We start from the raw sequence: 18,141 nt of genomic DNA, 5'->3' as shown, positions 1-18,141 counted from the left end.
AGGAGGTTCAGTTTCAGCGCATCGCCTTCTGCGCGCTTGATAGTTGTCAATTGCCGCGCCTTTAGGCCCGCGCCTTGCTACTTGGCCTTCCAGTACTTCTGCATTTCCAGAAACAGAAAGGAGGCCGTCCAGGTGATCATCACCAGGCCCGTCAGCGCCTGCAGGCCTGTGAGGTATTTGAGGTCGCCGCTGGGCGAAATATCGCCGAAACCGATGGTGGTATAGGTGGTGAATGAGAAGTACACGCAGTCCATGAACGTGCCGTCGAAGTTGCCGCTCAGGGTGCCCCAGCCTTCGGCACTGGCCATCAGATAATAGACCAGGGCAAAGCACCAGACTTCCAGGGCGTGGGCCACCAGCGCGCCGAGCACACCTATGACGATGCGAAACCGGCTCCAGAGTTTGAGCCGCGGTAGCCAGTCGTTCAGGCGCAGCAGGCATTCGTAATGAATCACCACCACCAGCACCACGACCAGCGCGTTGATCAGCGTGACGGTAAGCATCTACGGCTCCCCTGTGGCCCTGACAGAAGTTTGGCCGGTAATGGCCATCGTGTCGGTTTTACACCTGAACATCAGTTGATGATTGATAAAGATCACTGCGCGGGCCCTGTAGAAGCCGGGTTGCCGGCAATGGCTGCGTAGCAGCCCAACAACGCAGGTCGAATCCGTCACTTCAGACTACCTTCAGATTGACCACAGATACTCACCCCATCAAGCCCAAACGGGGGGAGTTTCATGACCCAGTCTCAGTGGAGCAGCCTGCTCCCATTGCCTATCGGCAGCCACGTCGACCATCACGCTCACTTGTCGCTTCATTTGCACAAGGACCCAGGGCGCGATGAGCTTGAGCACTTCATTCATCAGTGTTTTGCCAGCGTGCACCACGCTGATGTGCACCATTACCTTCCAGAACTGCTGGCACTGCATGACAGCCAGGGTCGGCTGGTTGCTGCCGCAGGCATGCGCCCGGCCAGCAGCGGGCCGCTGTTTCTGGAGCACTATCTGGACGAGCCGCTGGAAGCTGCAGTTTCACGCGTGGCGGGTTGCACCCTTGAGCGCGCGTGCATGGTTGAAGTCGGCAACCTGGCCTCGCTCAGTGCCGGTAGCGCGCGAATCATGATCATAGCGGTGACCTGGTTGCTGGCCACACGCGGCTTGCGGTGGGTGGCGTTCACCGGCGCGACGACATTGATCAACAGCTTTCAGCGCCTGGGGTTGGTGCCATCGGTGCTGGCGTCGGCCGACCCGGCCCGGCTGAATGGGCAGGTGGACCAATGGGGGACCTACTACGCTCAGCACCCGCAAGTCTTTGCCGGCAATATCGGTCATGGCTTCGATGCCTTGAGCAAGGCCGGGGTGTTCCAGCGCCTGGGGTTGCCAACGGCCCTTGAGGAGACTGGCCATGCCGCATGAACTGGAGCGCTTTCATCAACTGCTGATCACGTTTGCACGTGATCACGCTGACGCAATCGCCGTACAAGATGAGACGCAGCGCTTCACTTTCAGGCAATTACTGGCAGAAGTGGGGTTGCGCACCCACAACTTGGATGCCCGCTCGCCAGGCACGCTGGTACTGGCCCTGGATAATGGCCCGCAGTTGCTGTTCTGGGATCTGGCGGCGCTTTTTTCTCAGCGTCCCTGCGTGATCGTGCCCTCGTTCTTCAGTGCCGCTCAATTCAGCCATTGCATCGAGCAGAGCGGCGCCAGCCATGTGCTATGCGACCCGCAATGGCGCGGTACGCTCGCCGAGCTTGGATTCACCCAGCAGGACGAGTTCTGGGTTCGCGAGGCAGAACCCGCCGCGGCGCTGCCTGTCGGTACTGCCAAGATCACCTACACCTCTGGCAGCACAGGCAAGCCCAAGGGCGTGTGCCTGTCGTCCGAAGCCCTGCTGCGTGTAGCCCGGGAACTGGAGGTGGCCAGCCGGCCCAGTGAGCCTCAGCGTTACCTGGCGGTGCTGCCGCTTGGTGTGCTGCTGGAAAACCTCGGTGTCTACGCCGCACTGATGGCCGGGGCGAGTGTGCTGCTGTACCCCCAGGCGCTTCTGGGCATGGGCGGTGCGAGCCAGGTCGATTTCAAGCGCTTGCTGGGGGCGATCGCCCTTAGCGGCGCGCAGAGCCTGATTCTGGTGCCGCAGTTGTTGATGGGGCTGATCACTGCCATCGAGCGCGGGCTGATGCGGGTGGGGGCGCTGCGGTTCGTTGCCGTCGGTGGTGCCCGGGTGGCGCCCAGCCTGTTGGCCCGCGCCGAAGCGATCGGCCTGCCGGTGTTCGAAGGCTATGGCTTGTCCGAGTGCGCATCGGTGGTGGCCTTGAACCGGCCTGGCGCAACCCGCCGGGGCAGTGTCGGCAAACCGCTGCCCCATGTGCAGGTGCGTATCGCCGAAGACGGGGAGGTGCTGGTGGCTGGCTCGGTGTTGCTCGGCTACCTGGAGGAGCCACCCGTCTTCGATAGCTGGTGGGCCACAGGCGACCTCGGCCATTTCGACGAGCAGGGCTACCTGTACCTCGATGGCCGCAAGAAACACCAGTTCATCACCAGCTTCGGGCGCAACGTCAACCCGGAATGGGTGGAGGCCGAACTGACCCAGAGCGGTGTGATCGCCCAGGCGTTCGTGCATGGCGAGGCCCTGCCGAAGAACCTGGCATTGCTCTGGCCGTTGGACCCTGCCACCCCCGACACACTCATCGACCAGGCGGTGCAGCAGTGCAATGCCTTGCTGCCGGACTACGCCCGTGTACATGCCTGGCGTCGCCTGCCGCGCCCACTGTCCAGTACCGACGACACACTGACCGCCAATGGCCGCCCGCGACGCGAGGCCATCCTGCGGCGTTACCACTCCCAGTTATCCGATATCCCGTTGTGAGGTCTGCCATGTCCTTTTTTGACACGCTGCAACTGCAAACCACCCAGGAGCGTCAGGCCCTGTTCGCCGTGCCGGTCATACGCGATGCGTTGGCGGGGCACGTCAGCCTCGACAGCTATGTGGCCTTCCTGACCCAGGCCTACCACCATGTGCGCCATACCGTGCCGCTGATGATGGCGTGCGGGGCGCGCCTGCCTTCGCGCTTGGAATGGCTGCGCGGCGCGGTGTGCGAATACATCGAGGAAGAGTACGGCCACGAGCAGTGGATCCTCAATGACATCAATGCCTGCGGTGGCGACTGGGAAGCGGTGCGTGACGGTCGGCCGGCACTGCCGATCGAGCTGATGGTCGCCTACCTTTACGACGTGATCGCCCGGGGCAACCCGGTCGGGCTGTTTGGTATGGTCAACGTGCTCGAAGGCACCAGCATTGCCCTGGCCACCCAGGCCGCCGGCACTATCCAGAGCACTTTGGCGCTGCCGGACCGGGCCTTCAGCTACCTCAGCTCCCATGGCGCGCTGGACCAGGACCACATGGTCACCTACAGGCGGCTGATGGACCGCCTTGATGACGTGGATGACCAGCGGGCTGTGATCCACGCGGCCAAGGTGGTTTACCGCCTGTATACCGACATGTTCCAGGGGCTGCCGCGTGCGGGCCTGCATGAGGTGCGTCATGCGCTTGCCTGAGTGCGTAGTGATACTCACCGGCGCCAGCGGAGGCATCGGCCTGGAGCTGGCCGAACAGTTGTGCGCAGCCGGTGCCCGGGTACTGGCGGTGAGCCGGCAGATGGGCAAACTCGCCGGTCTGATGCACCGTTATCAAGGCAGGCTGCTCTGGCAGGCGGCCGACCTGCGCAGCCATGAGGGGCGTGAGCAGGTGCTTGCCCGTGCCCGGGAGATGGGAGGGGTCAATGTCCTGATCAATGCCGCAGGCGTGAACCGCTTTGCCCTGCTCGAGCAGATCGATGAGCACGCGCTGGACGAACTGCTGGACATCAACCTCAAAGCCGCTGTGCAACTGACGCGTGTATGTCTGCCGCTGCTGCGCGCCCAACCCCGGGCGATGGTAGTCAACGTCGGCTCCACCTACGGCTCGATCGGTTACCCCGGTTATGCCACCTACTGCGCCAGCAAGTTTGCCCTGCGCGGTTTTTCTGAGGCATTGCGCCGCGAGCTGGCCGATACCTCGGTGAATGTCATGTACGCGGCACCCCGGGCAACCCGCACCGCTATGAACAGCACCGCCGCCACGGCGCTCAACCAGGCTCTGAAGGTCGGCATGGACGACCCGGCAGATGTGGCCCGCGCTGTGCTCAAGGCCGTGCAGTCAGAGCGCAACGAGCTTTATCTGGGTTGGCCGGAAAAGCTCTTCGTGCGCATCAACGGCATGTTGCCCGGCGTGGTTGACCGTGCGCTGCGCAAGCAATTGCCGGTGATCCGTCGTTACATCGCTAGTCATTCCAAGGAGTCGATCAAATGAAACGTCTGTTCATCGCAGGCCTGCTGGCGTTCGCACCGCTCACCTGGGCGCTGGACCAGGCTGGCAGCCAACAATTGGCCAACCTGCAGCAGCGCTGGGCGCAGATTCAGTACCAGACGCCTGAAGGCAAGCGCGCCGATGCGTTCGAGAAACTGGCAGCCGACGCCTCCACGCTGGTTCATCAGCACCCGGGCTCGGCCGAACCCTTGATCTGGGAGGGCATCATCAATAGCAGCTGGGCGGGTGCCACTGGCGGGATGGGGGCGCTGGGCAAGGTCAAGTCGGCCAAGGCCAGCCTGGAAGAGGCGATCAAACTCGACCCCAATGCCCTGCAGGGCTCGGCGTATACCAGCCTGGGTACCTTGTATGACCAGGTGCCTGGCTGGCCTATCGGTTTTGGTGACAGCGACAAGGCCGACACCTTGTTGCGCAAGGCGCTGCAAATCAACCCCAATGGTATCGACAGCAATTACTTCTGGGCCGATCATCTGTTCCGCCAAAAACGCTACGCACAGGCCGCAGCAGCACTGGAAAAAGCCCGCCAGGCGCCACCACGCCCGGGGCGCGAGCTGGCCGACCAGGGCCGGCGTGGCGATATCGATGCTTTACTCAAGGCCATCAAGGACAAACAGGACTGAACATGCGGCTGCTACTGGTTGAGGATGATACCGCTCTGGGGGAGGGGATCTGCGACGGGTTGCGCCAGGAGGGCTATACCCTCGACTGGTTGCGCGATGGCCTGAGCGGGCTGCATGCCCTGCAACACGAAATGTTCGACCTGGTGATCCTCGACCTCGGGCTGCCGCGGTTGGGTGGCATCGAGCTGCTGCGACGGCTGAGGGCAGGGGGCGACAGCCTACCGGTTCTGATCCTTACCGCGCGCGATGCAACCGAAGACCGTATCACTGGCCTGGATGCTGGCGCCGACGATTACCTGGTCAAGCCTTTCGACCTCAACGAACTCAAGGCCCGCCTGCGCGCCTTGCTCAGGCGCAGCGCCGGGCGGGCCAAGGTGCTCATCGAGCACGCAGGCGTAAGCCTTGACCCTGCCACTCAGCAGGTGCACTACAACGGTGTGCCCGTGGTACTGACGCCCAAGGAGTACCGGCTGCTGCACGAGTTGCTGGCGCAACCGGGCAAGGTATTCACCCGTGAGCGGCTGACCCAACTGCTGTATGGCTGGGACGAGGAACCTGAGAGCAACACGCTGGAAGTGAACATCTATCACTTGCGCAAGAAGCTGTTCAACGGCCTGATCCGCACGGTGCGCGGTATCGGTTACCTGGTCGAGGGCAAGGTATGAGCTCGCTGCGCCAGCGTACGCTGTGGCGGGTGATGTTGCTGATGCTGCTCGGCACCGGCTTGTTGGCGCTGTACAACTATCACGACAGCCGGCGCGAGATCAACGAAGTCTACGATGCCCACATGGCTCAGAATGCCCGGTTGTTGCAGGGGGTGATGAACCTGCCGGTGCAGGATGGCAACCGCGAAAAGCTTTATCGGGCATTCAACGAGGCACTGGGCAAGGCCGGGCGCCATCGCGTGGGCCACCCCTATGAAAGCAAGCTGGCGTTCCAGGTATGGGGTGATGGAGCACGGCTGCTGGTACACACGCCCAGTGCACCGACGCTCGACCCACCGCCCACGGCCCCGGGCTTTTATGATTTCGCCAGCGGCGGCGAGCAATGGCGCGGCTTCGTTCTACCGGTGCCCGAAAAGCAGTGGGTGATCTGGGTGGGTGAGCGCGACGATGTGCGCTACGACCTGATCGACCGCATCGTACGCCATACCCTGTTTCCGTTTCTGCTTGGCAGCCTGGGCCTGGCGCTGCTGGTCTGGGCAGCTATCGGCTGGGGATTGCGCCCGTTGCAGAACATGGCCGATGTGATTCGCGCGCGCCATGCCGACTCCCTCGAACCGCTGCAGCTGGTGCCGTTGCCGACCGAGCTCGAGCCCATGCAGGCGGCCATCAACCGCCTGCTGGCGCAGATCGAGGACCTGCTGCGGCGTGAACATCGGTTCATTGCCGACGCCGCCCATGAGATGCGTACGCCGCTGGCGATCCTGCGCCTGCATGCGCAAAACGCCCAGGCCGCCAGTACCGATGCCGAGCGTCAGAAAGCTCTGGGCTTTCTGATTGGCGGCGTGGACCGGTTGACTCGGGTGGTCAACCAGTTGCTGACCCTCGCCCGCGTCGAGCCGCGCCTCGGTCAGCGCCCCACCACCCTTGTCGACCTAAGTGAAGTGGTCACCGATGTGCTGGCGGATCTTACACCCTGGATACTGGATCGCGGCCTGGAGCCCTCGCTGGATATCAGCGAAGGTGACCATGGCCTGATGATCGATGCCGGTGCGCTGGGCATTGCCTTGCAGAACCTGGTTTCCAATGCAGTGGAGCATTCACCGCCGGGCGGGCGCATCACCGTATCACTCAGGCGCCTGGCCAACCGCTTCGAACTGGTTGTCGAAGATGAAGGGCCGGGTATCGACGAGGCGAATCTTGGGCGGGTGTTCGAGCGCTTCTATAGCCGCAACAGCCCCAATGGAGCAGGGCTTGGCCTCTCGATCGTGGCTACCATCGTCGAGCGGATGGGGGGGCAGGTACGTCTTGAGAACAGGGCCAGTGGCGGGCTGGCAGCTACCCTGACGTTTGCGTTGCAGTAAGCAGCCAGCCGAAGAGGCCACAACCCAGCACAACCAGCCAGGGAGGCATCTTCCAGAACATCAGGGCCACGAGGGCTGTAAGCGCAAAAGCGAAGTCCGACGGCTTGGCAATGGCGCTCGTCCAGACCGGGTGGTACAAGGCGGCTAACAGCAGCCCTACCACGCCTGCGTTTACACCGCCCAGCGCGGCCTGGCTACGAGCGCTGTGCCGCAGTTTTTGCCAAAAGGGCAATACGCCGATCACCAGCAGGAAGGAGGGGGTGAAAATGGCGAGAATGCAGACAGTCGCGCCCGCCCAGCCGGATGGCTGCACGCTCATGGACGCCCCCAAAAATGCTGCAAACGTGAAGAGGGGGCCCGGTACGGCCTGTGCCAAACCATAACCCGCCAGGAAGGTGTCATTGGCGACCCAGCCATTGGGTACTGTCGCCGACTGCAGCAGCGGCAAAACCACATGCCCTCCGCCGAAGACCAGTGAGCCTGCACTGTAGAAGGCGTTCACCATCGCCATGGCCTGCGACGGCCAGAAGTGGGCCATCAGCGGCAGGCCGAGCAACAGACCAAAGAACAGTGTCAGCGCGATCAGGCCGGTTTTACGGCTGACTGAAAACGGCAGTTTCTCCCCTGCTGGAGGCGGGGTGGACTTGAACAGCAGCAAGCCTGCGACGGCAGAACACAAAATCACGCCTATCTGTCCCATTGCATTGGGCCACACAAGCGCAGCGCAGGCGGCGAACAAGGCGATGGTCACGCGCGGAACATCGGTGCAAAGGCTGCGTGCCATGCCCCACACTGCCTGGGCGACAACAGCGACCGCGACGATCTTCAGGCCGTGCAGCAAACCACCAGGGACGGCACCTCCCCATGCCGAGATGCCCTGAGCAAACAGAACCAGGATGATGGCCGATGGCAATGTGAAGCCTGCCCACGCTGCCACAGCGCCCGCTAAACCAGCGCGTGAGAGGCCCAGGCCTATGCCTACCTGGCTGCTCGCCGGTCCGGGAAGCAGCTGGCACAGGGCGACGAGCTCGGCATAACTGCGTTCACTGAGCCATTGGCGGCGGGTTACCAATGCTTCGCGAAAATAGCCCAAGTGCGCAATGGGGCCACCGAAAGAGGTCAGCCCCAGGCGCAAGAACACCAGAAATACCGACCAGGCAGAGTCGCGAGACGTCACGGCGCTGTTACTGCGTTCTGACAATGCAGGCTCCTTGAAGTATTGCCGCTGAGGTGCAAGAGGGGGCGCAGATCAGAGCTTGCCTTCCGACCCGCTGTAGCTGGCGCCTTGCACCTTGCCATTGGCATCGGCCAGGCATGACCATGGCGCTTGCGCGCCCGGTACCTGGATATTCACGCCGATGCCCGCTTCGCTGGGCAGCACTTCGATCACCGATAGCGTGTTGCGTGCCATACCGGTTATTTTCGCGCCCTCGTCCAGGCAGGCATTGCGGGCCTTGGCAGTGCCTGGCAGCGCCGCGGCGTTGGCACCCTGATCTGCTGAGCTGGCCGCTGTGGCGAACAACAACAGCACAGCACCAGCCAGGTAGTTGCGCTTCATAACGGTGACCTCGGTCGATAGGGCAGAGAAGATGATAGCCGGTCAGGCATGTATTTTTCGAGAATCGCTGCTGCCCGTCTACGCTTGCCAGAGCAATGGCTTACAGGAGGTAGCATGAGCAATTTCCCAATCGTCGCCACTGTCTTATCGATGATATTGGGTTTATCCGTTACCCGCCTGCTTCTGGGCGCGCTGACTGTCTTCCGTATCCGCCGCAGCGCTGCCCCGGATTGGGTTGCCCTGGTCTGGGCGGTCATGCTCTTCACCACACAGATGGATTTCTGGTGGGCGGTCAATACGCTGCCGCAAGTAAGGGCGACCTTCTCGTTTCAGGAATTTCTGCTGCTGGTGCTGCTGGCACTCTCGCTGTTCGTTTCCTCGGCGCTGATGTTGCCCAGCCGGAGCGAGGACGAGCTCGAAGGGCTTCGCGTGTATTTCGAGCAAGATGGCCGATACGCGCTGCTGTTCCTGTCGGGCTATTACCTGCTTGGGTTCATCGTGAACGTTCTGTTGTTCGGCGTCTCGCCCATGGCGCTTTGGGGGGCCTTTGACGTGGTCATGATCGTGATCCCCCTGTGCGTGTTTGCAGCTCGCTCGCGCAAGGACTATGCGCTGCTGACCTTGGCATTCGTGCCGATCAATATTGCGGACCTGGTGATATCGCTACTGGCGTGACCGAGGGATGGCCCCGGCTCATTCGGCCATGAACCCCGGTGGTGGCGGGCTAAGCTCGCCGAGTAGGCTTTTCAAACCGTCACCCCATTGTTTGCGGATATGGCTGTAGTAGGGGTCGTCTTGATGGATGCGCACCGGCTCGCTGCCCTTGAGGCTGTCCTTGCCATACACCAGCAGGTCCAGTGGCATGCCGACCGACAGGTTGCTGCGGATGGTGGAGTCGAATGAGATCAAACCGCAGCGCAGTGCTTCGTCCAAAGGGGTGTCGTAGGTGAGGTTACGGTCGAGAATCGGCCTGCCGTACTTGCTCTCGCCCAATTGCAGGAAGGGTGTATCTGGCGTTGCCTGGAAGAAGTTGCCTTGGGCGTAGACGTTGTAGATGCCCATGGCGCTGCCGGCGATCTGGCCGCCCACCATGAACGAGGCGCTCAGGTCGATCTGGGCCGTCAGCTTGCTGCGATCACGGGTGATGACTTCGCGAAGGGTTTCGGCCACCAGCACCGTTGCATCGTAGAGCGTGCCGACGTTCAGCAGGTGGGTGCCGCTGCCTTGTGTACGTTGCTCAAGCAAGTTGACCACCGATTGCGAGGTGGCAAGGTTGCCGGCGGTCTGCAGGACGATCAGCCGGTCCCCCGGCACGCTGAAAACGAACAGCTTGCGAAACGTGGATATCTGGTCGATCCCGGCATTGGTGCGTGAGTCGCAGATGAATACCAGCCCGTCCGCCAAGTGCATAGCGACGCAGTAGGTCATGCTGTCTACCTTGTTCCTGGAATGGAGCGGCCCCGCGCGCATGGCACGACGGGGCCCGCTTGAGTTGCGCCAGGTGATTACTGGCGGTGTACGTGGACGCTTGCCTGCATGGATTCGACGCCGCCACCGCGGCGCACGCCCCGGACCGGGCAGGCGTCGAGGTAATCCAGGCCTACCGCCAGCTTCAGATGCCGTTCGGGCCGGGTGAGGCGGTTGGTGACGTCGAAGCTGTACCAGGCTTCATCGATCCAGGCTTCGGCCCAGGCGTGGCTGGCCAGGTGGGTTTCGTCTTCGGTACACAGGTAGCCCGACACGTAACGTGCCGGGATGCCGAGGCTGCGGGCGCAGGCGAGGAACGCGTGGGTATGGTCCTGGCACACTCCGGCACCGCCGGCAAATGACTCACTCGCAGTGGTGTCCACGCAGGTAGCACCCGGGCTGTAGGGCATATGGTCGGCCAGGCCTTGCATGAGTGCGGTCAGCGCGCCCCGGTCGCGACGCTCGCCGCACTGCTGGGCGGCGAAGGCCTTGAGTGCGTCACTGGCCTGGGTGAGGTGGCTGCTGCGCAGGAAGGGCAGGGGCGACTGGCCGCCGGCCTCGTGTTCGCAATCCGGGTCGATTTCCACCTGGCCACTGGCGGTAAGGGCGAGGTGGCCATGGGGTTTGTCCAGGGTCAGTACGTGCAGGATATTGCCGTACGGGTCGATCTGGCTGTTCACCTTGCAGGGCAGGTCCAGTTGCCATTCGAGGATGCGCTGGCGCTCACTGCTGCGCGGTGTCAGGCGCAGGAACTGGATGCTGTTGCATACGTCACTGGCATAGCTGTAGGTGGTGTCGTGGCGGATGGACAGTTTCATACGACCTCCAGATAGGAATTGTGGACGGTCTGGCCCAGTTGGTGGATGCGGCCGATGAAGTCGGTCAGCCACACGTGCAGCCCGGCTTCGAGAATCTCATCGATGGCGGTGTAGCGTAGTCGCGCATTGAGTTCGGCAGCCATCCGCTGTGCAGCGCGGCCGGTATTGCCGGGTAGGCCGGCGAGGATCTGGTCGAGCTCTTCAATGCAGGCATGCAGTGAGCGCGGCACGTCGACGCGCAGCAGCAACAGCTCCGATACCGGGCGTGCACTGGGCGCGTTGCGGTAGATTTCGTTGAACGCTTCGTAGGAGGTCAGTGCGCGCAACAAGGCGCTCCATTGGTAATAACCCCGGGCAGAGTCGTCGCTGACCTCCTCGGAGGTTTCCCCGAACATTTCGTAACGGGCATCGAGCAGGCGCAGGGTGTTGTCCGCCCGCTCCAGAAATGTCCCCAGGCGAATGAAGCTGTAGGCATCGTTGCGCATGATGGTGCCGGAGGTTGCGCCGCGGAACAGGTGGGAGCGTTCCTTGACCCAGTCGCAGAACTGGCTAATGCCATAGCGCCCGAGGCCATTGCTGGCGATGTTGCGCATTTCGATCCAGGTGGCGTTGATGTTTTCCCACATGTCGGCGGTGATCCGTCCACGTACCGCGTGGGCGTTGGTGCGGGCAGCCTGCAGGCAGCAATAGATGCTGCTGGGGTTGTTCGCGTCCAGCGCAAAGAAATGCAGCATGCGCTCGGTGTCCAGTTCGGTGTGCTTGCGGATGTAATCGTCCAGCGTGCCGGAGGCCAGCAGCGACATGGCAAGCTCCGCGTGGCCATCGGAGCGGCCGGCTTGCGGCATCAGCGACAGCGAGTAGCTGACCTCGAGCATGCGCGCGAGGTTTTCGGCGCGCTCCAGGTAGCGGGACATCCAGTACAGGTCGGAAGCGGTTCTCGAAAGCATGGTTCAGTCCTCCACCACCCAGGTGTCCTTGGTGCCGCCGCCCTGCGACGAGTTGACCACCAGCGAGCCTTCCTGCAGCGCAACTCGGGTCAGGCCGCCGGGTACCAGGCGCGTTTCGCTGCCTGACAGTACAAACGGACGCAGGTCGATGTGGCGCGGCGCGATGCCGCTTTCGACGAAGGTCGGGCAGGTTGACAGGCATAGCGTGGGCTGCGCGATGTAGGCGTGCGGGCGCGCCTTGATGCGGGCGCGGAAATCCTCGATCTGCGCGGCGGTTGCGGCGGGGCCGACCAGCATGCCGTAGCCGCCGGAACCTTGGGTTTCCTTGACCACCAGCTCCGGCAGGTGCGCCAGGACGTGGGACAGGTCCTGCGGCTTGCGGCATTGCCAGGTGGGCACGTTCTTCAGGATCGGTTCCTCGCTCAGGTAAAAGCGGATCATCTCGTCAACGTAGGGGTAGATCGACTTGTCGTCGGCAACGCCGGTGCCCACCGCGTTGGCCAGCACCACGTTGCCTGCCCGGTACACCGAAATCAGCCCCGGTACCCCCAGCATCGAATCAGGGTTGAACGACAGCGGGTCGAGGTATTCGTCGTCCAGGCGACGGTAGATCACGTCCACTTGCTGCGGGCCTGCGGTGGTGCGCATGTAGAGGTGGTCGTTGCGCACGAACAGGTCGGCGCCTTCGACCAGCTCGATGCCCATCTCCCGCGCCAGGAAGGCATGCTCGAAGTAGGCGCTGTTGAAGCGCCCCGGGGTGAGCACCACGGCGGTCGGGTTGTCCAGCGGGCTGGCACTTTTGAGTGTGTCGAGCAGCAGGTTGGGGTAGTGGTCGATCGGGGCGATGCGCTGGGCGGCGAACAGTTCGGGGAACAGGCGCATCATCATCTTGCGGTCTTCGAGCATGTAGCTGACGCCGCTGGGCGTGCGCAGGTTGTCTTCCAGTACGTAATACGTACCATCACTGTCACGTACCAGATCGACACCGGCGATATGCGCGTACAGCCCCCGGTGCAGGTTCAGGCCTTGCATGGCGACCTGGTAACCCTCGTTGGCCAGCACTTGCTCGGGCGGAATGATGCCTGCCTTGAGAATGCGCTGATCGTGGTAGATGTCCTGGAGGAACAGGTTCAGCGCCTGAACACGCTGGATACACCCGCGTTCGACAATGCGCCATTCGCTGGCGCGGATGCTGCGCGGGATGATGTCGAAGGGGATCAGCCGCTCGGTGTCCTGCTGGTCACCGTACAGGGTGAAGGTGATACCGGCCCGGTGGAACAGCAGATCGGCTTCGTGCCGGCGTTGTTCCAACAGTTCCAGCGGTGTGTTCGCCAGCCAGCGGGCGAACTCCTGATAGTGCGGGCGGCAACTTCCGTTTGCCTCATACATTTCGTTAAAAAAAGCCCGGGACATACCCACTCCTTGCCACGACTCGTCGGCAGTTTCGTTTCTCGCTTGCCAAGCGATCCACTGGAGCTTTGCAATGAAAATGCCGGAACGGGCAGAGCGGGAGAGTCAGGAAGAAAAATGCCCCTGGGAACGCGCAAGTGCGCTTTTTGGTATCAATAACGCGAAAGAATCAGGCCAATTGACCGGGATTTTCGTAAACCAGGCGCGGCGAATGCAGGGGTGAACTGCATCAAATAAGTGCAGGGTTGGGCGCCGGGTAAAAGGTGAACCAAATCAGGGCAAGCGATGAGTGCGTCAGGACCATGGCCAGCCGTGCCATCAGGCGGCGGCATGCACATGGTCGACGATCGTCACCCGATTACGACCCGATGCCTTGGCACGGTACATGGCCTTGTCGGCGCTGCTGAGCAACGCATCGAGTTCACTTGCGGGTGCTTTGGCGAAGGCCAGGCCTATGCTGGCGGTAACCGCGTACTGCGTGTCGACGTTCAGCTTTGCTATCAGGGCCCGCAGGCGCTCGGCAAACTCGCTGGCAGTGACCAGAGGCGTATCGGGCAGCAGGATGGCGAACTCCTCGCCGCCCAGCCTGCCGGCGATGTCGTTGTCACGCAGGCTGGCGCTGATGGCTGTACCGATCCGCTTCAGCACCTGGTCGCCCGCCGCATGCCCGGCGGTATCGTTGATCTGTTTGAAATGATCGACGTCCAGCATCAGCACGGCTACATACGTGTGCCCCTCCTTGCACAAGGTGTGCTGCGCCAAGGCACAGTCAAAAAAGGCACGGCGATTGTTCAGTCCGGTCAGTTCGTCCGTGCACGAGGCCACGATGGCAAGCCGGTGTGCACGTTCCATTTCGTGCTTCAGGCGCCAGGCGGTCACCAGCGCTGAAGACAGGCTTTGCGTCGCGTTGACGACGAACGAGGCGAACACCAGCACCGCCAGAGCGATGCCCTGCTGAAGCGCGGACGGCTGCAGCAGCAGCCAGGCGGTACAGGGCAGCAGCACCAGGGCGATCGAGACCAGGGTCATGTTGCGGTACGAGGAGTAACACGAGACTGCACTGACCGACATGCCCACGGCGAACAGCATGATCAAGGTCTGCCCCAGCAGGTCATCGGCAGGCATTACAGCCAATGCGCCCAAGCCCCAGACTGCTGCCGACAGCACCAGGGTGGCCCAGTAACGCCACTCCCACCGTTCGGCCGTGCGCAGGTTGGCCGGTGCCCGCAGATAGGCGACGAACATGGAAGTACGCAGGACCGTCGACAGGCTCAATACCGTCATCCAGGCGGCCACGTTCTGCTGGTCGAAACGCTCCCAGCCCAACCAGCACAACATTGCCGCAGCCAGGAAGCTGCCAAGCACAGCGGGCGCCGACTGGACGAACAGCTGCTGCAGGCGATCCCTCCTTACACAGTGCGCTATTTCATCGCCAGGATTGAGCTCTGTCATGGCATCCGCCGCAATTCGTGATCGGTGGCGCATTGTGGCACTTTGCCTGCGCCCTGGAAAAGCGTTCTGGCGTTCACGTGGGATGCCCTCTGTTGTTGGCGTCAGTGCACACCCATTGGCAGCGCTTGTCTTGCCTGGCTCTTGTCGGGGCGCGTGGGCAACATGGCAGACTGTAGCTGCTTTCCCACTGGATGCTCGAAACCAGTGCAGTGCGTGACGGGCCGATCCTCGACGATGCAGCCGCCGTCCAGCAGCACGACCCGCTGGCAGAAGTACTGCACCAGGCTCAGGTCATGGCTGATCAGCACGAAGGCGGTGCCGCTGCGCTGGCGTAGCGCCTCCAGCTGCTGCAGCAACTGTAACTGCAATACCCGATCCAGGTTCGACAAGGCTTCGTCGAGCACCACCAGTTGCGGCGAGACGGCCAGCGCCCGGGCGATGTTGGCACGCTGCAACTGGCCGCCACTCAACTGCTGCGGCAGGCGCTGGGCATGCTCGGCGCGCAGGCCCATTGCCTCCAGCAGTTCAAGGGTGCGAGCTTGTCGGCCGGCTTCATCCAGGTCGGTGAGGTGGCGCAACGGCTCGGCGATGCTCCAGCCGATGCTGCGCTGGGGGTTGAAGGCGCCAGGGGCGTCCTGGAACACCAGTTGCACGGTGCGCTGGAAGTCGCGCGCCTGTTCACCTCTTAGCTGGCTGACATCCTGCCCGGCAAAGCTCACCTGGCCCTGGGTGGGTTTTTCCAGCCCGAGCAGCAGCCGCGCCAGTGTGCTTTTGCCGCTGCCACTGCTGCCTAGCAGGCCGATGGACTCACCTGCGTGCAGGTGCAGGTCGATACTGTCGAGCACCTGCAGCCAGCCCCGTTTGCGCAACAGCCCCCCGGTGCGATAGCGATGGCCAACGTTGTGGACGTGCAGCAGGCTCATGGTTGGCTCCGGCAAAGTACCTGGTGGGCGTGGAGGAGGGTGCGGGCAGCGGCGCTGGCAGGGTTCTGGAAAAGCTCATGGACCGGCTGGCATTCGACGATGCGGCCGGCTTCCATCACCGCAACCTGGTCTGCGCAGCGCGCCACCACGCCCATGTCGTGGGTCACCAGCAATACCCCAAGCCCATGCACCTGCACCAGTTCCATCAGCAGGTCGAGAAACCGCGCCTGGCTCAGGGCATCGAGGTCACTGGTAGGTTCATCAGCCAAGAGGAACGGGGTTTCGGCCATGAGCGCCAGGGCGATCATCATCCGTTGCAGCATGCCACCGCTGAGCTGAAAGGCGAACGCTTGCAGCACCCGCTCCCGGTCTGCCAGACCCACCGCATCCAGGCAGTCGGCCATCCGCGCACGGGCTGCAGTACCGGTGACGCCGCGCTGCCTGAGCGTCTCCAGGCCGTGGCTGGCCATGTTGCGCACCGGGTTGAAGGCACTACGCGGGTTTTGCAGTACCAGGCTGGCCAGGCGGCCACGAACACTGCTTGCAGCCAGCGGCTGGCCGTCGAGCAGCAACTGCCCATGGGTGCGGTTAAGGCCTGGTGGCAGCAGGTCGAGCACACCAAGGCAACTGAGGGATTTGCCCGAGCCACTGGCACCGACCAGCGTGCAGACTTCGCCGCGGCGCAGTTGCAGGTCAACGCCGTGCACCAGCACGCCGGCCTGAGCCTCGATGCGCAAGCCGCGGATTTCAAGTACCGATGGGTTCATTCAATGGCGCTCCTGTGTGGGGTCGAGGCGGTCGCGCAGCGCATCGCCCAGCAGGTTGAAGGCCATCACCGAGAAGAAGATCATCAGCCCTGGCAACAGCAGCAGTTGCGGGTGCGTCCAGATGAATTCCTTGGCGTCGTTGATCATCACGCCCCATTCGGCGGTGGGCGGCGCCACCCCAAGGCCAAGGAACGACAGGCCGGAGACGTGCAGCATCATGTGGCCGATATCCATGGTCGCCAGCACCAGCAATGGGCCGGCGATATTGGGCAGCACATGCTGGCGCAGCCGCGCCCAGCGTGAAGCACCGGCCAGGCGTGAAGCCAACACGTATTCGCGGCCGCGCTGGGCAATCACCAGGCCGCGCACCATGCGCGCATACCAGGCCCAGTGGGACAGGGCGATGGCGATGATCACGTTGCTAAGGCCGGTGCCCAGCAAGGTGACGAAGAAGAATGCCAGGACCAGCGTGGGGAAGGTCATGAACATGTCGCACAGGCGCATCAGCAGCAGGTCGGTGCGCCCGCCGACGAACCCGGCCACGCCGCCTACCGCGAGCCCTAGCGCCAGCACCAGCGCCAGGGTCAGCATCACGCTGCCCAAGGACAGGCGCGTGCCGACGATCAGCCGCGAAAGCAGGTCGCGCCCGAGGTGGTCGGTGCCCAGCCAGTGGCTGGCGTCGGGCGCCTGCAGGCGCTGGCCGAGGTCGACCAGGTCGGGGTCATGCGGGGCGATCCAGTGGCCGAACAGCGCCAGCAATGCGAGCAGCCCGACCAGGGCCAGGCCGATCATCAGGCTGGGGCGGCGCAGCAGCAATGGTTGACGCAGGGCAGACTGCACACTCATGCGTTCACCCCTTCCAGCCGGCTGCGAGGATCAAGCCAGGCGTAGCAGACATCGACGATCAGGTTGCAGACCATCAGCAGGCCGGTCAGTAGCAAGGTGAAGCACTGCATCACCGGGAAGTCGCGGTTCAGCACTGCTGACACCGCAAAACGGCCAACGCCGGGCCAGGCGAAGATGGTCTCGATCACCAGTGCGCCACCGATCAGTTCGCCGATGTGCATGCCGGTGGCGGTCACCAGCGGCAACCAGGCATTGCGCAGGATATGGTCGCGCCAGACGTGCCGTTCGGGCAGGCCGCGGGCACGGGCATAGATGACGTGGCGCTGCCCGCCGGCTTCCAGCAGGCTGGCACGCAGCAGGCGGGCGTTGATCGACATCGACATCAGGGCGATGGCCAGCACCGGCATCACCAGATGCCCGGCCCCCCCACGCCCCAGCGGCGGCAGCCAGCCCAGCCACAGGGAAAACAGCGCGATCAGCAGAAACGCCAGCCAGAAATTGGGCATGGACACCCCCAGGAACGTCACTGCCCGCACGGCGTGGTCGGGCCAGCGCCCTTGCCAGCGGGCCGCCAACAGCCCCAGGGGGATCGACAGCAGCAGCGTGCAGGCCAACGCCAGGCCGCCGAGTTGCAGGGTGGCGGGCAGGTAGTAGAGCAGGTCATCAAGCACTGGGCGGCCGGTGATATAGGAGATGCCGAAGTCCAGATGCACGGCGTTCCACAGCCAGCTCAGGTATTGCGCATACAGCGGGCGATCCAGCCCCAGGGTATGGCGCACCTCGGCGATGGCTGCGTCGGTCGGCGGGATATGCGAAAGCCTGAGGTAGTCCAGCGCCGGGTCGGTGCTGCCCAGGTGCAGCAGCACGAACACCAGCAACGAAACGCCAAGCATGACCGGTACAAGCAGCGCCAGGCGCAACAGGATGTAGCGCAACATG

The 18,141-nt window shown here is 63.1% G+C and carries 21 protein-coding genes; 9 read left to right on the top strand and 12 right to left on the bottom strand.

Annotated features, from left to right (window positions below):
• Positions 1-77: 77 nt before the first annotated feature.
• Positions 78-503, bottom strand: a complete 426-nt coding sequence (locus JET17_RS15345) for a potassium channel family protein (protein ID WP_012314874.1) — start codon at positions 501-503, stop codon at positions 78-80.
• 234 nt (positions 504-737) lie between these two features.
• Between JET17_RS15345 and JET17_RS15340 the strand changes: the two genes are divergently transcribed.
• The 7 genes from JET17_RS15340 to JET17_RS15310 are packed head-to-tail and all read left to right on the top strand — an operon-like array spanning position 738 to position 7,014.
• Positions 738-1,415, top strand: a complete 678-nt coding sequence (locus JET17_RS15340) for a thermostable hemolysin (protein ID WP_012314873.1) — start codon at positions 738-740, stop codon at positions 1,413-1,415.
• Entirely contained in the window at positions 1,405-2,868 is a 1,464-nt protein-coding gene (locus JET17_RS15335) for an AMP-binding protein (protein WP_012314872.1), read from the top strand. Before JET17_RS15340 ends, JET17_RS15335 begins: the two co-directional genes overlap by 11 nt.
• 8 nt (positions 2,869-2,876) lie before the next feature.
• Complete coding sequence (locus tag JET17_RS15330; protein ID WP_012314871.1) at positions 2,877-3,557, top strand: TenA family transcriptional regulator; 681 nt, start codon at positions 2,877-2,879, stop codon at positions 3,555-3,557.
• The gene (locus JET17_RS15325) at positions 3,544-4,350 is read left to right on the top strand and encodes an SDR family oxidoreductase (RefSeq protein WP_012314870.1); all 807 of its coding nucleotides are present in this window, start codon (positions 3,544-3,546) and stop codon (positions 4,348-4,350) included. The genes JET17_RS15330 and JET17_RS15325 overlap by 14 nt, the downstream gene beginning before the upstream one ends.
• Entirely contained in the window at positions 4,347-4,988 is a 642-nt protein-coding gene (locus tag JET17_RS15320; RefSeq protein WP_012314869.1) for a tetratricopeptide repeat protein, read from the top strand. Before JET17_RS15325 ends, JET17_RS15320 begins: the two co-directional genes overlap by 4 nt.
• A 2-nt stretch (positions 4,989-4,990) precedes the next feature.
• Entirely contained in the window at positions 4,991-5,653 is a 663-nt protein-coding gene (locus tag JET17_RS15315) for a response regulator (RefSeq protein ID WP_012314868.1), read from the top strand.
• A complete protein-coding gene (locus JET17_RS15310) occupies positions 5,650-7,014 on the top strand; it encodes an ATP-binding protein (protein WP_012314867.1) in 1,365 nt (454 codons plus the stop codon). The genes JET17_RS15315 and JET17_RS15310 overlap by 4 nt, the downstream gene beginning before the upstream one ends.
• On the opposite strand, the gene chrA is transcribed toward JET17_RS15310, so the two are convergent.
• Together chrA and JET17_RS15300 are read right to left on the bottom strand one after the other, a co-directional pair.
• Positions 6,989-8,215 carry a chromate efflux transporter gene (chrA, locus tag JET17_RS15305; RefSeq protein ID WP_012314866.1) on the bottom strand — a complete coding sequence of 409 codons (1,227 nt, stop codon included), beginning with the start codon at positions 8,213-8,215 and terminating at the stop codon, positions 6,989-6,991. The genes JET17_RS15310 and chrA overlap by 26 nt on opposite strands.
• A 48-nt stretch (positions 8,216-8,263) precedes the next feature.
• Positions 8,264-8,572 carry a hypothetical protein gene (locus tag JET17_RS15300; RefSeq protein ID WP_012314865.1) on the bottom strand — a complete coding sequence of 103 codons (309 nt, stop codon included), beginning with the start codon at positions 8,570-8,572 and terminating at the stop codon, positions 8,264-8,266.
• Positions 8,573-8,686: 114 nt separating this feature from the next.
• Between JET17_RS15300 and JET17_RS15295 the strand changes: the two genes are divergently transcribed.
• On the top strand, positions 8,687-9,247 hold the full coding sequence (locus tag JET17_RS15295; protein WP_012314864.1) for a hypothetical protein: 561 nt from the start codon (positions 8,687-8,689) through the stop codon (positions 9,245-9,247).
• Positions 9,248-9,265: 18 nt separating this feature from the next.
• Here the strand turns inward: JET17_RS15295 and JET17_RS15290 are convergent, their stop codons facing one another.
• The 4 genes from JET17_RS15290 to JET17_RS15275 all read right to left on the bottom strand — a co-directional run bounded on the left by JET17_RS15290 (position 9,266) and on the right by JET17_RS15275 (position 13,217).
• Positions 9,266-10,000, bottom strand: coding sequence for a proteasome-type protease (locus JET17_RS15290; protein WP_012314863.1), 735 nt, complete (start codon positions 9,998-10,000; stop codon positions 9,266-9,268).
• Between the two features lie 77 nt (positions 10,001-10,077).
• Positions 10,078-10,857: a transglutaminase family protein gene (locus tag JET17_RS15285; RefSeq protein WP_012314862.1), complete on the bottom strand. Its 780-nt coding sequence runs from the start codon at positions 10,855-10,857 to the stop codon at positions 10,078-10,080.
• A complete protein-coding gene (locus JET17_RS15280; protein WP_012314861.1) occupies positions 10,854-11,804 on the bottom strand; it encodes an alpha-E domain-containing protein in 951 nt (316 codons plus the stop codon). Before JET17_RS15280 ends, JET17_RS15285 begins: the two co-directional genes overlap by 4 nt.
• A gap of 3 nt (positions 11,805-11,807) precedes the next feature.
• Positions 11,808-13,217: a circularly permuted type 2 ATP-grasp protein gene (locus JET17_RS15275; RefSeq protein ID WP_012314860.1), complete on the bottom strand. Its 1,410-nt coding sequence runs from the start codon at positions 13,215-13,217 to the stop codon at positions 11,808-11,810.
• A 70-nt stretch (positions 13,218-13,287) separates the two neighbouring features.
• Here JET17_RS15275 and JET17_RS15270 point away from each other — a divergent pair, with 70 nt between their 5' ends.
• Positions 13,288-13,437 (top strand): hypothetical protein, encoded by a 150-nt coding sequence (locus tag JET17_RS15270; RefSeq protein ID WP_190273309.1) that lies wholly within the window; start codon positions 13,288-13,290, stop codon positions 13,435-13,437.
• A 95-nt stretch (positions 13,438-13,532) separates the two neighbouring features.
• Here the strand turns inward: JET17_RS15270 and JET17_RS15265 are convergent, their stop codons facing one another.
• The 5 genes from JET17_RS15265 to nikB all read right to left on the bottom strand — a co-directional run bounded on the left by JET17_RS15265 (position 13,533) and on the right by nikB (position 18,140).
• Positions 13,533-14,579: a sensor domain-containing diguanylate cyclase gene (locus tag JET17_RS15265; protein WP_042112030.1), complete on the bottom strand. Its 1,047-nt coding sequence runs from the start codon at positions 14,577-14,579 to the stop codon at positions 13,533-13,535.
• A gap of 188 nt (positions 14,580-14,767) precedes the next feature.
• On the bottom strand, positions 14,768-15,589 hold the full coding sequence (gene nikE / locus JET17_RS15260) for a nickel import ATP-binding protein NikE (protein ID WP_012314858.1): 822 nt from the start codon (positions 15,587-15,589) through the stop codon (positions 14,768-14,770).
• On the bottom strand, positions 15,586-16,356 hold the full coding sequence (gene nikD, locus JET17_RS15255; protein WP_012314857.1) for a nickel import ATP-binding protein NikD: 771 nt from the start codon (positions 16,354-16,356) through the stop codon (positions 15,586-15,588). The genes nikE and nikD overlap by 4 nt, the downstream gene beginning before the upstream one ends.
• Positions 16,357-17,202 carry a nickel ABC transporter permease subunit NikC gene (gene nikC, locus JET17_RS15250; protein ID WP_012314856.1) on the bottom strand — a complete coding sequence of 282 codons (846 nt, stop codon included), beginning with the start codon at positions 17,200-17,202 and terminating at the stop codon, positions 16,357-16,359.
• On the bottom strand, positions 17,199-18,140 hold the full coding sequence (gene nikB / locus JET17_RS15245; RefSeq protein WP_012314855.1) for a nickel ABC transporter permease subunit NikB: 942 nt from the start codon (positions 18,138-18,140) through the stop codon (positions 17,199-17,201). The genes nikC and nikB overlap by 4 nt, the downstream gene beginning before the upstream one ends.
• Position 18,141 lies beyond the last annotated feature (1 nt).

The organism is Pseudomonas putida, assembly GCF_016406145.1.
Lineage (GTDB): Bacteria > Pseudomonadota > Gammaproteobacteria > Pseudomonadales > Pseudomonadaceae > Aquipseudomonas > Aquipseudomonas putida_E.
The sequence above is the reverse complement of the archived record's forward strand: the minus strand, read 5'-3'. Positions and strand labels throughout refer to the sequence as shown.